19 protein-coding genes and 1 pseudogene are annotated in these 14974 nt (G+C 50.7%); 8 read left to right on the top strand and 12 right to left on the bottom strand.

What is annotated here, in order from left to right; translation table 11 throughout:
• Positions 1-4: 4 nt before the first annotated feature.
• Complete coding sequence (locus M2404_RS12960; protein ID WP_259240172.1) at positions 5-904, bottom strand: NAD(P)/FAD-dependent oxidoreductase; 900 nt, start codon at positions 902-904, stop codon at positions 5-7.
• A gap of 152 nt (positions 905-1056) precedes the next feature.
• Between M2404_RS12960 and M2404_RS12955 the strand changes: the two genes are divergently transcribed.
• Positions 1057-1473, top strand: a complete 417-nt coding sequence (locus M2404_RS12955) for an Rrf2 family transcriptional regulator (protein WP_259240171.1) — start codon at positions 1057-1059, stop codon at positions 1471-1473.
• A gap of 85 nt (positions 1474-1558) precedes the next feature.
• Entirely contained in the window at positions 1559-2170 is a 612-nt protein-coding gene (locus M2404_RS12950; protein ID WP_259240170.1) for a DUF502 domain-containing protein, read from the top strand.
• Between the two features lie 11 nt (positions 2171-2181).
• Here M2404_RS12950 and M2404_RS12945 read toward each other — a convergent pair whose 3' ends face one another.
• The 3 genes from M2404_RS12945 to M2404_RS12935 all read right to left on the bottom strand — a co-directional run bounded on the left by M2404_RS12945 (position 2182) and on the right by M2404_RS12935 (position 3528).
• Positions 2182-2805 carry a LysE family translocator gene (locus tag M2404_RS12945; protein ID WP_259240169.1) on the bottom strand — a complete coding sequence of 208 codons (624 nt, stop codon included), beginning with the start codon at positions 2803-2805 and terminating at the stop codon, positions 2182-2184.
• A 97-nt stretch (positions 2806-2902) separates the two neighbouring features.
• Positions 2903-3301 carry a type II toxin-antitoxin system VapC family toxin gene (locus M2404_RS12940; RefSeq protein WP_259240168.1) on the bottom strand — a complete coding sequence of 133 codons (399 nt, stop codon included), beginning with the start codon at positions 3299-3301 and terminating at the stop codon, positions 2903-2905.
• Entirely contained in the window at positions 3298-3528 is a 231-nt protein-coding gene (locus M2404_RS12935; RefSeq protein ID WP_259240167.1) for a ribbon-helix-helix domain-containing protein, read from the bottom strand. Before M2404_RS12935 ends, M2404_RS12940 begins: the two co-directional genes overlap by 4 nt.
• Before the next feature lie 157 nt (positions 3529-3685).
• Here M2404_RS12935 and M2404_RS12930 point away from each other — a divergent pair, with 157 nt between their 5' ends.
• Positions 3686-4144: an SRPBCC family protein gene (locus M2404_RS12930; RefSeq protein WP_259240166.1), complete on the top strand. Its 459-nt coding sequence runs from the start codon at positions 3686-3688 to the stop codon at positions 4142-4144.
• Positions 4145-4157: 13 nt separating this feature from the next.
• Here M2404_RS12930 and M2404_RS12925 read toward each other — a convergent pair whose 3' ends face one another.
• Positions 4158-4973 carry an AraC family transcriptional regulator gene (locus M2404_RS12925; RefSeq protein WP_259240165.1) on the bottom strand — a complete coding sequence of 272 codons (816 nt, stop codon included), beginning with the start codon at positions 4971-4973 and terminating at the stop codon, positions 4158-4160.
• Positions 4974-5145: 172 nt separating this feature from the next.
• Between M2404_RS12925 and M2404_RS12920 the strand changes: the two genes are divergently transcribed.
• Both M2404_RS12920 and M2404_RS12915 read left to right on the top strand, forming a co-directional pair.
• Entirely contained in the window at positions 5146-5937 is a 792-nt protein-coding gene (locus M2404_RS12920; protein ID WP_259240164.1) for an alpha/beta fold hydrolase, read from the top strand.
• Between the two features lie 79 nt (positions 5938-6016).
• Positions 6017-7030, top strand: a complete 1014-nt coding sequence (locus tag M2404_RS12915) for an alpha/beta hydrolase (RefSeq protein ID WP_259240162.1) — start codon at positions 6017-6019, stop codon at positions 7028-7030.
• A 66-nt stretch (positions 7031-7096) separates the two neighbouring features.
• Here M2404_RS12915 and M2404_RS12910 read toward each other — a convergent pair whose 3' ends face one another.
• Genes M2404_RS12910 through M2404_RS12900 form a run of 3 tightly spaced genes read right to left on the bottom strand, consistent with a single transcriptional unit; the run spans position 7097 to position 9712 of the window.
• The gene (locus tag M2404_RS12910) at positions 7097-8149 is read right to left on the bottom strand and encodes a DUF2955 domain-containing protein (protein ID WP_259240161.1); all 1053 of its coding nucleotides are present in this window, start codon (positions 8147-8149) and stop codon (positions 7097-7099) included.
• A gap of 10 nt (positions 8150-8159) precedes the next feature.
• Positions 8160-9224, bottom strand: coding sequence for an HlyD family secretion protein (locus M2404_RS12905; protein ID WP_259240159.1), 1065 nt, complete (start codon positions 9222-9224; stop codon positions 8160-8162).
• The gene (locus tag M2404_RS12900) at positions 9221-9712 is read right to left on the bottom strand and encodes a MarR family winged helix-turn-helix transcriptional regulator (RefSeq protein ID WP_259240158.1); all 492 of its coding nucleotides are present in this window, start codon (positions 9710-9712) and stop codon (positions 9221-9223) included. The genes M2404_RS12905 and M2404_RS12900 overlap by 4 nt, the downstream gene beginning before the upstream one ends.
• 196 nt (positions 9713-9908) lie before the next feature.
• On the opposite strand from M2404_RS12900, the gene M2404_RS12895 reads away from it, so the two are divergent.
• Positions 9909-10838: a M14 family metallopeptidase gene (locus tag M2404_RS12895; protein ID WP_259240157.1), complete on the top strand. Its 930-nt coding sequence runs from the start codon at positions 9909-9911 to the stop codon at positions 10836-10838.
• A 13-nt stretch (positions 10839-10851) separates the two neighbouring features.
• Here the strand turns inward: M2404_RS12895 and M2404_RS12890 are convergent, their stop codons facing one another.
• Positions 10852-11262 (bottom strand): hypothetical protein, encoded by a 411-nt coding sequence (locus M2404_RS12890; RefSeq protein ID WP_259240156.1) that lies wholly within the window; start codon positions 11260-11262, stop codon positions 10852-10854.
• Positions 11263-11546: 284 nt separating this feature from the next.
• Here M2404_RS12890 and M2404_RS12885 point away from each other — a divergent pair, with 284 nt between their 5' ends.
• Positions 11547-12341 carry an isocitrate lyase/PEP mutase family protein gene (locus tag M2404_RS12885; protein WP_259240155.1) on the top strand — a complete coding sequence of 265 codons (795 nt, stop codon included), beginning with the start codon at positions 11547-11549 and terminating at the stop codon, positions 12339-12341.
• Here M2404_RS12885 and M2404_RS12880 read toward each other — a convergent pair.
• Positions 12338-13027 carry a substrate binding domain-containing protein gene (locus M2404_RS12880; protein WP_259240154.1) on the bottom strand — a complete coding sequence of 230 codons (690 nt, stop codon included), beginning with the start codon at positions 13025-13027 and terminating at the stop codon, positions 12338-12340. The genes M2404_RS12885 and M2404_RS12880 overlap by 4 nt on opposite strands.
• Before the next feature lie 34 nt (positions 13028-13061).
• Between M2404_RS12880 and M2404_RS12875 the strand changes: the two genes are divergently transcribed.
• Positions 13062-13190, top strand: a complete 129-nt coding sequence (locus M2404_RS12875) for a hypothetical protein (RefSeq protein ID WP_259240153.1) — start codon at positions 13062-13064, stop codon at positions 13188-13190.
• On the opposite strand, the pseudogene M2404_RS12870 reads toward M2404_RS12875, so the two are convergent.
• Together M2404_RS12870 and M2404_RS12865 are read right to left on the bottom strand one after the other, a co-directional pair.
• A pseudogene (locus M2404_RS12870) lies at positions 13184-13270 on the bottom strand (type II toxin-antitoxin system YoeB family toxin); the annotation flags it as partial. The gene M2404_RS12875 and the pseudogene M2404_RS12870 sit on opposite strands and share 7 nt — an antisense overlap.
• 196 nt (positions 13271-13466) lie before the next feature.
• Positions 13467-14927, bottom strand: coding sequence for an aminoacyl-histidine dipeptidase (locus M2404_RS12865; protein WP_259240152.1), 1461 nt, complete (start codon positions 14925-14927; stop codon positions 13467-13469).
• Between the last annotated feature and the right edge of the window lie 47 nt (positions 14928-14974).

Here is a 14974-nt window from a genome sequence, read left to right as displayed (position 1 = left end):
GTAGTTAACCCAGCATCAGATAACGATGCGCCGCCGCACCGGCTTTAACCCCGGCAGCGGCGGCCAGCATGCCATTGTGCATCGGGCTTGCCATATCACCGGCGGCAAATAAACCGGCTACCGAGCTTAGCTGCATGGCATCGGTTTTAATGTAAGCGCCAACCGGCCCCTGCTCCAGCTCACAGCCCAGCTGCTGCGCCAGCGTATGGCCAAAAGCGGTTTTCGGTGCCACATACACTACCTGCGCCGGCACACGGCGGCCATCTGCCAGCAGCATATAACTGATATCCATACCTTCACCTTCTACTGCCGTTACCGCAGTATGTTCAAGCGTTACGCCACGGCGTTTAAGCAAAGCCAGTTGCTCAGTATCGGGCATAAACTTACCCTGGCTAAAATAGGTTACCGGGCCCCAGTCAGGCAAAATAGCCGCCTGATGTATCGATGCCTCGCCGGTGGCGATAACAGCAATAGGCTGCTGGCGAAACTCATAACCGTGGCAGTACGGGCAATGAATAACCGACTTGCCCCAACGCGGTGCCAAACCCGGGATATCCGGTAAGGTGTCGGTAAGACCGGTGGCCAGAATTAACGCTTTGCTCTGATATTGCTGCTCAGTTTCATCCTTAATACAAAAGCTGCCGTCAGCCAGCTTTTGCGCACTGCTAACCCGGCTTTGCCGGAACTGCACTGTTGGGTAGGCCATAAGTTGTTGCCAGGCGCGGCCGCGCAACTCGCCGGGCTCTGCGCCATCGGCAGCAAAAAAACCATGCGATTGCGCCGCAAAACGGTTACGCGGTTCACCAGCATCTACCAGCAGTACGCGGCGCTGACCGCGTGCTAACTGCATTGCTGCCGAAAGCCCGGCAAAGCTGCCGCCTATTACTATTGCGTCCCATATCATTTGAGTACCTCTCTGTTAAATATAAATAGCTTTAGCCGCCACATTAAGAAACATCATAAGTTACATAAAAACCAAAAACAACTCTTGTAACATAATAAGTATCTTAAAACTGCGGTAGAATAGCTGCCAATACAGCGCTTAAAGAGTCACTAATGAGAAAAGACAGCCGTTTATCACGCATGCTGCACGTACTGGTGCATTTGCATCAGTTGCAACAAGCCGTTACGTCAGATCAACTGGCGCTAATGCTGCACACCAATCCGGTAGTAGTGCGCCGCACTATGTCGTTGCTGCGCGAGCAAGGCTACGTTAGCGCGGTAAAAGGCCATGGCGGTGGCTGGACCTTAGCCAAACCACTGCACGAAATCACATTACTGGATATTCACCGCTCGCTAAGTGAAAGCTCGTTATTTACCATAGGCTTAACCGACGAACACAATAACTGCCCGATAGAGAAAGCGGTGAATCTGGCCATTGATGATGTATTACAGGAAGCAGAAGCGCTGGTACTGCAACGCTTCGGCGAGGTAACGCTGGATAAACTGGCCGCAGGCTACATACCCAGGTAGTACCCTTGCTGGCACAGTACTTTACATAACTGGTATGCTGCCTGCCTGTTGTTTGGCTGCACTACTACAACCTGATAAGAGACAGATGAAAATTATTGTAAAAAGTTTATTTAAAGGCCTGGCAATTGTTCTGCCACTGGTTATCACTATTGAACTGCTGCGTTGGCTGCTATTAACAGTTGAAACGGTATTAACCCCAGTGCTAAAAGTGGTATTGCCTGTTGAATGGTATCTGCCGGGCATGGCAATACTGGGGTTTGTATTGGTATGCATTGCCATTGGCTACAGTTCACGCTGGCCAAGTTTTAACTGGCTGTGGCAGGTACCCGGCAAAATTTTAATGAAGCTGCCCGGCACCAGGCAGGTGTATGGCATGCTGCAGGACATTATTGACGTAATGGCCGGCAAAAACTTTACCGATGGCTCGGTGGTGATGGTTAAGCTGCCGTCGTCTGAAATTGAGTTAATTGGCATTGTTACCAAGCAAGGCGGCCAGCCGCATGACCGCATGTCGTCACTGATGCAGGAAGAGCAACTGGCGGTATTTATTCCGATGGCATACAACGTTGGCGGTTATACCATTATCATACCCCGCAGCTGCACGCGGAATATTGACATGAAACCCGCCGAAGCCTTGCAACTGGTACTCAGTGGCGGTTTGGGCAGCGCTAAAGCGCCGGGCTCATCAATACGTTAAAAAAACCGGGCTTAGCCCAGCAACATCCACAGCGCCACGCCAAACATCAGGCTGGCGCCAATGCGGTTTAAATACTGCACCCGGTTGGCTTTGCCAAAAAACAGCGCCAGCGCTTTACCGCCACTGGCGTATAACAGCATAGATAAAAACTCCAGCAGCAAAATAATAGCCACCAGTACCAACAACTGCGGCCAAAACGCCAGTTGGGTATCTATAAACGGCGGTAACAGCGCCATGTGAAACGCCCAGCCTTTGGGGTTCGACACCGCAGTAACAAAGCCCTGGCTAAATAAGGTACGCCGCGCCATCAGCGGCGGCAACTCACCCGCTTTAGGCAATGCCAGCTTGCCCTTAGCACGCCACATTTGCAGGCCAATATAGCCAAGGTAGCAGGCACCAATAACTTTAAACCACTGAAACACAGCCGGAAACTGCAGCATTATTGCCGCCACACCGCATACAGCCAGCACAGCCACCAGGCCCACACCAAGCATTTCGCCCCACATCATCCAAAAGGTACGCCGCACGCCCTGGCTCATGCCCAAGGTCATTGCCAGTGTCATACACATACCCGGAGTTACCGAGACAAATAAAAACGTCGGAATAAACGCACCCAGCAACGCCAGATTAACCATAACCACCTCAACAGCAAAGTAGCGCTATTCTGGCTGGTTGTATCAGCGCCAGCAATAGGGTTAGGCAAGGTTTTTATACGCCTGATCGAAACCTTTATTATTCAAACCAGCTCTCTACAACAAGACCAGCAACACGGGAAAACTCACTAACGTTGCGCGTTACCAGTATTGCCCCTGAAGCTTTTGCGCTGGCAGCAATAAGGTTATCCAGCGGGCCTATCATTCGGCCCTGCTGTTCCAAATCGGCGCGCACATCCGCAGCAATACGGGCTGCTTTGGCATCAAAAGGGATAATTTGAATAACTTTTAATAGCTCATTAAGTTGATCACGTCTTTTAGACGGGGCCTGCGATTTAGCAATACCTGTTTCAAGTTCAAACAATACCACCGCGGGTAATAAAATATCGCTTGGGGCCTTTGCTAACAGTTTTTGCTGAACATTACCCATTCCTTGAAAAAAGTAAATCAGTGTGTTGGTATCCAGCGCGTATTTCATAGAGGCTCTCGCGGAATGTCTTTGCCTTGTTCTGCGCGGATCTCTTCCTGCTGCAGAAACACCTGCCAGCTGCCGGCCATCTCCCGCACAGATAAGGGCCAATCAGTATGGCAATGCTGTCGGATAAGATCGGCAATCCATTGGCTTTGCGATACCTTCGCCTCAGCTGCAGATTGTTTCACCTGCTGGATTAATTCGTCATCCAGATAAATAGTAATTTGCGCCATAGCCCCTCCAATTACACATATAAGTACAAGTATAATTTTACTTAGCATAAATGCAAAATATTGACATGAAAAAATTCCCCCATTGTCGAAAGCCTCCCCACAGCTTCGACTAAGCTGTGATATGTCAAACTAATGCGTTTAACACAGGGGATTTATTATGTCAGGCAATACCGTAACACTACACCGGGTTATAAAAGCCACACCGGATCGGTTGTACCGCGCTTTTTTAGATGCCGATGCGCTGGCGAAATGGATACCGCCGCATGGTTTTACCGGCAAGGTGCATAGCATGGATGCGCGGGTTGGCGGCGGCTACAAAATGAGTTTTACCAATTTTAATACCGGCCAGAGCCACAGCTTTGGTGGCACTTATCTTGAGTTAAAAGCAAACGAGCTGATCCGCTATAACGACCAGTTTGATGACCCAAGCCTGCCGGGCCAGATGCTGGTTACTATCCGGTTAAAGCCGGTACTGTGCGGCACTGAACTGCATATTGAACAAAGCGGTATACCCGGGGCAATACCGCTGGAGTTTTGCTATGCCGGCTGGCAGGAGTCATTACAATTGCTGGCGTTTTTAACCGAGCCGGAAATACCGGATCAAAACGCAGGCTAACTACCACACCGCACTATTGCTGTTGCAGCCACTCTCTGGGGCTGGCACCGGTTTTACGCCTGAATGCCCGTGCCAGTGCGGACGGGCTTTCGTAGCCCACTTCATCAGCAATTAAAGCAATAGGCCGGCCTTCGCGCAGGCGCTTTTGGGTCAGGCTAACGCGCCAGCTTAGCAAGTAATCGGCCGGGGTTTTGCCTACTACTTTATGAAACTGCGCCGCAAAGCTGGCGCGCGACATACTGGCCACGCTGGCCAGCTCGCCTACCGACCAGGGCTTAGCTGGCTGGTCATGCATTAGCGTAACCGCGCGGGCTAAGCGTAAATCGGCCAGGCCTGCCATCATACCGGATGACACGCTGCTACTGGCCATAACATGGCGTAGCAACTGGATCATCACCAGCTCAAACAGCCGGTTTAGCACCGCATTTTTACCGCAGTTTTGCTCTGCAGCTTCGCTAAACAACCATAATACGCTGTCGGTCAGAATGGGTAATTCACTAACCGGCAGCAACATATAATCGGGTAAAGCCGTGGTTAACGGGTTATCCAGGCCACCATCGAAACTTACCGCCGCACCAACCAGCTGGGTATTGTCTGTCGCCACAGCACTTAACTGGTGCTTGCAGGGCCTTGGAATAAACAGCAGGCTCGGCTGGCTGATAACAATATCCTGCTTTGCTATATGCAAGCGGGCCTTGCCGGTATTAAACAAATACAACTTGCCGCTGCGCTCCTGTACGCCATAGGCCAGCTCACCACTAAAAGGGCCGGCATAAAAGGTTGTGGCGTGCATACCAAATTGCGCCAGTAAAGTTGAAAGCCTGTCCATACCACCTCCAATTAGACTATCTGCAGCATAATTTAGACAATATGGCGCCAAAAGGCAAGATTAACCGCCTAATATACTCCCAACGCTTGCAACTGAATTGAAGCTAAGCAGTACGCCACTTTAGGCATGACGTTAACCAACGAAAACACTATTAACCGAACAGGAATACATTATGACTAAGTTCAAATTTCGCCACATCGCCGCTGCTGTTGCTACTACAGCGTTAGCATTAAGCAGTGCCGCCTTTGCCGCAGAAAAACCCACTGTGGTGCTGGTGCATGGCGCCTTTGCTGAATCGTCCAGTTGGAACGGCGTAGCTGCTAACCTGCAGCAACAAGGCTACCCGGTGGTTGCCATTGCTAACCCGCTGCGCAGTTTAACTGCCGACGCCGATTATGTTGCCAGCCTGGTAAAACAAACCAGCGGCCCGGTTGTACTGGTTGGCCACTCTTACGGTGGTGCGGTGATAAGCAACGCAGTGCAGGACAACACTAATGTTACGGCCCTGGTATATGTTGCTGCCTTTGCGCCGGAGCAAGGCGAAACGGTACTGGAATTGTCTGGCCGTTATCCAGGCAGCACTTTAGGCCCGACTCTGGCTGCGCCGGTGATACTAAAGGACGGCAATAAAGACTTATACATTCAGCAAGATAAGTTTGGCGAGCAGTTTGCTGCCGATGTACCGGCGGCCGACGCCGTGCTGATGGCCGCTACCCAGCGCCCTATTACTGAATTGGCATTAACAGAGCCCGCCGGCAAGCCAGCCTGGCACACAGTACCGTCATGGGCCATTTATGGTACTGCTGACAAGAATGTCCCGGCGGCTGCAATGAAATTTATGGCACAGCGGGCTAAGGCGAAAAAAATCGTTGAAGTACCGGATGCTTCTCATGTGGTGATGACATCTCACCCGGACAAAGTCGCCGCGCTGATTGTTGAAGCCGCTACGGCTACTACGAAATAACCGCCGCTAACTACGGCACACTGAACCGATATGGCCACTAAACGAACATAAACTCACTGAATAAATTAAGGAAACTACCATGAAAACATTAAACACTATCGTCGCCGCCAGCCTGTTAGCCTTAAGTATCGGCAACGTTTTTGCTGCGGGTTCACCGGGTGTAGAAACCCAAACCCAGGGCTTTTTAAATGCATTAGCCCAGGGCGGCGGGAAACCGCTGGAGCAGTTATCAGTAGCCGATGCCCGCGCCGTGCTGGTGGGAGCACAGCAAGGCGCTACCTTACCAGCGGCTGATGTTAGCGAAAAAACCATTAACGTTGATGGCCAGAGCATTAAACTGGTAATTGTTAAACCCAAGGGCGTAAAAAGCACGTTACCGGCTTTTATGTTCTTCCACGGTGGTGGCTGGGTGTTGGGTGATTTTCCCACGCATGAGCGTTTAATACGTGATTTAGTGCAGCGTTCAGGTGCCGTAGCCGTGTATGTAGATTACACGCCGTCACCCGAAGCGAAATACCCCACCGCAATTAACCAGGCGTATGCGGCAACCAAATGGGTAGCACAACATGGTAAAGAGATTGGTGTGGATGGCAGCCGCTTAGCGGTAGCAGGTAACAGCGTTGGCGGTAATATGGCCGCGGTAGTAGCGTTAAAAGCCAAAGCTGAAGGCACCCCGGCGCTGAAGTTCCAGTTGTTGCTGTGGCCGGTAACCGATGCCAGCTTTAACAATGCGTCGTATCAAACTTATGCCGACGGGCACTTTTTAACCCGCAATATGATGCAATGGTTTTGGGATAACTACACTACCAGCCAGGAGCAGCGCAACGAGATTTACGCCTCGCCACTGCGTGCTACCACTGCGCAGTTAAAAGGTTTGCCACCGGCGTTAATTCAAACGGCAGAAATGGATGTACTGCGTGATGAAGGCGAGGCTTATGGCCGCCACCTGAATGCCGCCGGTGTTAGCGTAACCTCAGTACGCTACAACGGTATGATCCACGACTTTGGCTTGCTGAATGTATTAAGTAACGTACCGGCAGTACAGGACGCCTTAGACCAGGCCGGCCACGAGTTAAAAGACCATCTGAAATAAGTAAACAGCTTGCAGAAAAGGCCCCACCCGGGGTCTTTTTGCTTTATAGCATCAACCCACAAACCGCTAGGTTTGCAGCCGCGTAGCGCTAAAGCGGTTTAGTAGCTGGTGCATAAGATACACGGCAATTAAGGTACAGATCACCGAAATAGCCACCGAGCTAAAGCGATACAGCGCGCTGTATACCAGATCTTTTTCTGGCGTAAGATACTGGCCAAATAAAATACCCATTGTGGTCATAGCACCAAAACCGGCACCGGCCTGGCCGCCTTCAAACATATGATGGCGGGCAAACAGCATAATGCTAAGCCACATCGCCAGCGCGACAAACAGCAGCACACCGGCATGGTTATACAACAGCAGTTGGATCAGTAAACCGGCGTTACAGCCCACTAAAGTACCGATGGCCCGGTTCCAGCCGGCTTTACCGGCACCGTGCCAGTTCAGCGGAAACAACACCAGCACCGATGCTACCTGCGCTGACAGCGAATCTACCAGATCAAAGCTTTGAAACACCAAAAACGATAAGGTTGCCACAGTGGTAGCCAGGATCACCTCATGGCGCTGGTTGCTTAGCGGTTTAACCGGCAGTTGCCGCCCTTGCCTTGGTGTGGTGTCGGGAAACAGGGTATACATTAAAAAAGTAATAAACAGCGTAACAGCACCGGCCACCAGATTAGACATTACAATATCGCTGACCTGGGTAACCGGCGGCGGATAACTGGCAAAGTGCAGTTGCATGGATAAGCCCACAATGGTCATGGCGCCAAACAGAAAATTAACGCCATGTGCCATGCAGCGAAATAAAAAGCCAAACTGCAAAATAACCAAAAGTGTCATTGCCAGTGGCTTATCACCAAACAGGCCTTGCAATATCAAAATGCTGATACTGACAAACAGCGTACTGGCAATAAACTGGCGCAGTATATGGGCATTAAGCACCGGCACCAACCCCAGCAATAACATGGGGTTAACGACAAAAAAAGTACCGTAACTCCAGCCCATTAGCTTGCACAACACAAAACCCAAAGTACCGGCAAACGCAATACGCAAACACTGGCGCAGATCGTTACTGCTTAGCTGCAATTTTTGTGGCGTAATGCTCAGGGGCGAAGACATAGCCGCTACCTTAATAGATATAATGCAGCAGGCTGACAAACCGCGCCTGCACCTGCCCCAACCAGCGGGCCAGGCCGCTTACCGGATACAACTGCACCGTGGCACGCGCGCCGCTGGGTAAAGCTGCCAGCGCCTGATCATTATCCTTTAATGCCAGATGCAAACGCAGGTACTGCGCATCGCGCACCCAGCGATCAGAGCTTTCCGGGTTAGCCAGGCTACCATCAGCGGGCAACTGGCCGTCTTTTACCCCGGCATCAACCGACATTACTGTGGCTGCAAACACCTGGCCCGGCAGGCTGTCAAACATAACGCTGGCTGCTGTACCCACGCTAACTTTCATCAGCGATTTTTCCCGGAAATCAGCAATAATATCGGCTTTCGCTGCCACCAGTGCTGCCAGGGTTTTACCGGCAGTGGCATAGTTACCGGGCATCAGTTGCAGGTTGCTGATAACGCCATCTACTTTAGCCTGCACTGCGGTGTACTGCAGGTTTAGCCTGGCATTAGCCAAGTTATTGCTGGCCTGGCGCAGCAACAGATTATCCTCACCGGCAGCCCCACGGCGCACCACCAGCTCATATACCTGCGCTTTAGCAGCCTCTACCTGTGCCAGTGCGCCGGTGTAATTGGCCCGGGTTTGATCAACTAACTGCTGCGATACGCTTTTGCTGCCAATAAGCTGCCCCAGCCGCTTTACTTCCAGCGCCAGCTCATCGGCACTGGCCTGATACGCCGCTACACCGGCGCGGGCAGCGGCAATAGCGGCCTCCAGTTGGGCGTTTTCCTGCTTTGCGGCTTCAAGCGCCAGTTCGGCTTTGTCTACCGCCAATAAGTAAGCGCGCTGGTCCAGCGTAAACAACGTATCACCGGCTTTTACCGGCTGGTTGTTGTGCACCAGCACTTGCGTTACCTGGCCGCTAACGTCGGGTGCTATAGCTACCACAGGGTGCATTACCCGCGCCTGGGTGCTTAACGGCATCCAGATATCGGCACAAATAAAATAAACAAAGGCTATAACAAATACCGCTAAAGCCCCCTGTACCCAGCGTTTAAAAATTTGATCCGGTGTCATGCTTTATTCTCTGTAGCGTTAGCGAGCAACAAAGTACGGGCGTTACGCTCCATAATGTCTAACGACTGCATCAACTGCTGTACCGCAGCCGGAGTTAAATCCTGATACAGCGCCTCGCGGATTTGCATAGTGCGGTCAATTAGCTGCGACAGCATTTGCTGGCCGGTTGCAGTGAAATACAAGCACTGCGCTCTTTTATCGCTAGGGTGTGATCGGCGCTGCAGCATACCCTGTTCTACCAGTTGGCTAAGCGTGCGGCTTAGCGACGGCATTTCTATACCCAGCTCCTGCGCCAATGCCTGCTGGGTAGCGCCTTCGCCCAACATTTTCAGATGTAACATTGCTGTCCAGCGTGCCTCTGTCATATCAAGCGATTGCATCGATGCAGTAATAGCGCTGCGCCATAAGCGATGCACCCGGCCTATCTGGTTGCCCAGCGGCACTTTCAGCATGGCTTTCATTTCGGCCAGGTTGGTTATTTCAGTCATTACGCGCCCATAAATTAGTTAGCATGCTAAGTATTATATGGTCAGTAATATACTTAGCAAGCTAACTATTTCGTTCTTGCGTTGAACTGCTCAGGGTTTACGTTAAACGCAGCAGCATGGCTGCCACTGCAGGTTCAATGCTATAGTGACGCCACGTTTTACGCTGCCGCTGGCAGCCTTTATTACAGGAATACGCATGAACACTATTTACCATATCGGCACTGTGGGCCAACCCTGGGGCGAGGCAGAAAAAGTACAATGGCTTAGCGAACAGCAGATAAAACGTAGTTTCTTCGACGACGTATTACCGGCAATTACAGCACTGCAAAACGAGTTTGATGTTGAGCAATACGGCGAGCTGAATTATCAGCACGTTTGCGACAAAACTTACCCGCTGTATGCGGTAAAAAGCCGTAACTGGCAAAGCAATAAACCGACCATTTTAGTTAGCGGTGGTGTACATGGCTATGAAACCAGCGGTGTACATGGCGCACTGCGGTTTTTACAGACCCAGGCCAAAGCTTATAGCGACAAAGTAAACGTGCTGGTACTGCCTTGTATCAGCCCCTGGGGTTATGAAACGATTAACCGCTGGAACCCAGAGGCAATAGATCCAAACCGCAGCTTTAGCGCCGATGGCAAAGCCACTGAAGCGCAGCAGGTGCGGCAGTACCTGGCCAGCCTGGACACCCATTTTGCGCTGCATATTGACCTGCACGAAACGACTGATTCAGATAACAGCGAGTTCCGCCCGGCCAAAGCCGCCCGCGATGGCACAGTAAATAAAAACTGGAATATTCCGGATGGCTATTACACGGTAGATGATGCCGAACACCCTTGCCCGGCGCTGCAAAAAGCTATTATCGACAGCGTAGCGAAAGTAACCCATATTGCCGAAGCAGATGAAAACGGCGAGTTAATTGGCGAGAAAATTGCGCAGTTTGGTGTAATTAACTACGCCAAAGCCAGCTTGGGTTTATGCGGCAGCGTAACCGATGCCCCGTTGGTAAGCACTACAGAAGTATACCCCGACAGCCCAAGCGCCACGCCGGAGCAATGTATTCAGGCGCAAGTAGCGGCAGTGGTAGGTGCTCTGGAATATTTGCAGCAATCGTCTCAAGCCTAAAATTAAAGTAACGTTAATTCTGCTGTTTATCAGCAAATGCTTTAGCCCGGCGTAGATACTTTATTACCCGGGCTTCTTCTTCGTTTATTGGATCTTTACCAATGTAAGTAGACTCTCTTTCCAGTTTTTGTTGAGTCTCAATATTTTCCTTAAACAACAACATCTCGGCTTCAGATAATTGTGCCCACATGCCGGTACGGTCTGACGCCAGTTCACATTTTCTTGGCAGAGATTCCAACACCAGAATAGATCCCAGCGAGTAAAAACGGCTATCGTAAATACAGCCCAGCAATTTGCCGCGGTCAACAAACAATTCCCACGGAATGCCGCCGTTACCTATGGCAACCCCTTCTTCTTTCTCTACAAAAGTCTGCGAGAATGCACTAACGCTAACTAGAGCAATAAACAAATATCTGAGTTTCAAATTTGATTATCCTTAATTATGAGAGGCCATTTTACGCCGGGTCAAAATAGTGCTGCTAACTTAACAACAAAATATTGATAAATACATTTTATTTATCAGCCACTTATGAATGTGATATCGGCAATGTATTGTCTAAATGAATTTCGAGTTGTACGACGACAATATGTGGCGAAGTACCCATCGCAATAACTTAAATACTATTTACTGGTCAGTACCGGATATGGCCAGACATCACCAGGTTTCTTATTTAGCATACTGCCGACACATCAAACAGGAGAATCATTATGTCGGCAGCAGTGCAACGTTTTATGCAATTACATCAACAATCACAACCCTTTATTCTGGTCAATGTCTGGGACGCTACCAGCCTGATGCTGGCGCAGCAACAAGGTGCAGTGGCTGTGGCTACCTCCAGCGCAGCGCTGGCATGGTCGCTGGGGTATGCCGACGGTGCCGCTTTACCGGCTACTGAACTGATAGCAGCAGTACACCGCTTGCTACGGGTGAGTAAAGTGCCGCTGAGTATCGATATTGAACAAGGCTACAGTGATGATCCGCGGCAGGTAGCACAGCTGGTGAAACAATTGGCAGAAGCCGGCATCGCCGGCATTAACTTGGAAGATGGCCGTGATGAACCAGAGCAATTAGCTGAAAAAATTATGGCCTGTCGTCAGTTTCTGGCCGGAATACCGCTGTTTATCAACGCCAGAACCGATGTTTATCTGAGCCAACTATGCAGCCCTGATGCCGCAATCGATGAGTGCATATCCCGGTTCAAGCGATATCAGCAGGCCGGAGCCGATGGCGCTTTTATACCGGGGTTAGCTGATTTAGCCGAAGTAACACAGCTACACCGGCAACTGACATTACCTATTAATCTGATGGGCTGGCCAGCAGACGCAACGCATAAAACATTAAATGAAGCAGGAGTAAAACGTATAAGCAGCGGGCCGACTTTGTTTTTACAATGCTACAGCTACTATCAACAAGCCTGCCGTAGCTTTTTGCAAATTGAACACCCGGAAGAGCAAGCGTTAACTTATGCCGGCTTGAATCAGCTATTCAGCCAACCAGACTAATATTCTGCCGGGGCTACCTGCAGTAAATGCTCAATAAGCAAACGCAGCCGCAGCGGTTGGTTATCGCGATCGCGGTATAACAGATAAGTTTTACGCAGCGGCCCCAGCCAGTCTGTGGCCAGCGCGACCAGCCTGCCCTGCTGCATATGCTCCTGCACCACCCGGCGCGGTAAATAACCAATACCTACGCCAGCTTCAACTGCCTGCATGGCAATATTCATATCATCAACAAACAGCCGGACATTACCTTGCGGGCGAAAGTCAACGTGTTCGCGGCGCTGCTGATGCTCAAAGCGCCAGACATTAATCGGGTTGCTGACAACCAACGGATAGCTTATCAGCTCAGACGGGTGCTGAATGTGATGCCACTGCGTTGCCTGACTGGCAGCACACAATAACGATTGCACATTGGTCAGCGGCCTGGCTATCCAGCCTTGTAATGCAGGCTCACCTACGCGAATAGCTAAATCGATAGCCTGTTCGCCAACGTCAATCAGCCAGTTTGACATACGAATATCTAAATCAATTTTCGGGTAGCGTAACTGAAACTGATTCAGCGCGGTTGCCAGCCAGCGGTACATGGTATTAACCGGCACCGCGACTCTAAGCGCACCAGCAGGTTCATGCTTTTCAGCATGTAATGCGGTGCAGCGGCTGGGCTCGGCACCTGCAGCATTATTTTTCAACTTAATTCCGGTGTGCACAGCTTTAACAGCGCTGATGATGGGGCAAAAGGTTACATCTATTCAGGTTACCGGTATGGCCGTTGTGTTGCTGGGCCTGATGCTGCCGCAGCTATTAAAACTAATACGCCAGCGTAACACTGCACAAATACCAGCTAATCAGTAATGATAACGGCAGGAAATAATAGTTAGCGCATTATCGTCCACCGCATGTACCAGCCGGTTGGTGTCATCAATACGGCGCGATCATAACCCTTTTGCGCACAGCCGCAGATTGTATGAGTTGCCACGGCAGTGGCAGCGACAAATTCGTCTGGAGCAAATTTGAACAGCGAAGCTGGCCTGAAAGGGCTTGGGCAGGATGCCCACACTAGTTGCTGTGGCGAGCACAAAAGGCGTTGTGGTGAAAGCATCTTGTTCCGATGCCTTCACCTGCCAGCTTTTAGTTACGCTGTGGAATACGCTCCAATACAGCCAATAACAACTCCCAGTATTGGCCTACGGTGGTGATATTAACCATTTCATCCGGGCCGTGCGGGAAGCGGATGGTGGGGCCTATCGACACCATATCCATCTCCGGGTAAGGCTTTTTAAACAGCCCGCATTCTAAACCGGCGTGAATAACCATAATTACCGGATCTTTATGGTAAATGTCTTTATAAGTTTGGTTTACTATCGCCATTACCGGCGAATCTGGGTTAGGTTTCCAGCCAGGGTAAGCCCCACTGAATGTCACTTCTGCACCAGCCAGTTGAGCCAGTGAGCCAAGCATGCTTTGCACCTGTTCACGGCCGGAATCAATTAACGAGCGGATTAAACACAATACCTGCACGCTGTTATCTTTAGTGGTGATCACGCCCATATTCAGCGAGGTTTCGGTAACACCGGCTACCTCATCGCTCATGCGCATTACGCCGTTAGGGCACACATTTAACAGGTTAATTAACCGCGCCTGCGCTGCTGGTGTTAATACCTGCGCCGGTGTGGCTACTTCGGTCAGGCTTAGTTTTAATGCCGGCTCTACGGCAGCCAGCTCCAGCTTTAACAGTGCTTCAAATTCAGTAACCTGTTGCTGTAACTGGCTAAGTTTAGCTGCAGGTACTGTTACAGTAACACTGGCTTCGCGTGGAATGGCATTACGTAAAGAACCGCCATTAAACACCGCTACGGTCAGTTGCAGTGCTACGGCCTGGTCGGCCAGAAAGCGCGCTAACAGTTTATTGGCATTACCACGGCCAAGGTGAATATTTACACCGGAATGGCCGCCTTTTAAGCCGGTTAAGCTTAAGGTAAACGCTGTTACGCCATCAGCAGGTGCCTGCCACTGTGCCGGTACGGTAAATTCAGCGTCTACACCACCGGCGCAGCCCATGTAAATTTCACCTTCCTGCTCTGAGTCGGTATTGATCAGAATTTCAGCTTCCAGCATACCCGGCTCTACGCCAAAAGCACCGGTCATACCGGCTTCTTCGTCTATTGTCAGCAGCACTTCCAGCGGGCCGTGTTTAATGTCGCTGCTGCCTAAAATGGCCAGTGCCGAAGCCATACCAATGCCGTTGTCGGCGCCTAAGGTCGTGCCATTGGCTTTTACCCAATCTCCATCAACATAAGCTTCAATAGGATCTTTGGTGAAATCATGCACTTTGTCGGCGTTTTTCTGCGGCACCATGTCCAGGTGCGCCTGGATCACCACGGTTTTGCGGTTTTCAAAGCCCGTTGTTGCTGGCTTTTTAATGATCAGGTTACCCACTTTGTCTTCCAGTACGCTTAAGCCTTTATTACGTGCCCAAACCTGGATATGCTGGCTTAAGGCTTGCTCGTGCTTAGACGGGTGCGGAATAGCACAAATTTGGGCGAACCATTGCCATAACGGCTGCGGATATAAACTTGATAATGCTGACACTGCGGGCTCCTGTATTACTGGCGCGGCAAAAAGCTTACCGGCGAAAA

Source organism: Rheinheimera pacifica, assembly GCF_024809855.1.
Lineage (GTDB): Bacteria > Pseudomonadota > Gammaproteobacteria > Enterobacterales > Alteromonadaceae > Alishewanella > Alishewanella pacifica_A.
Note: the sequence above shows the minus strand (reverse complement) of the source record. Positions and strands in the feature narration are given on the sequence as shown.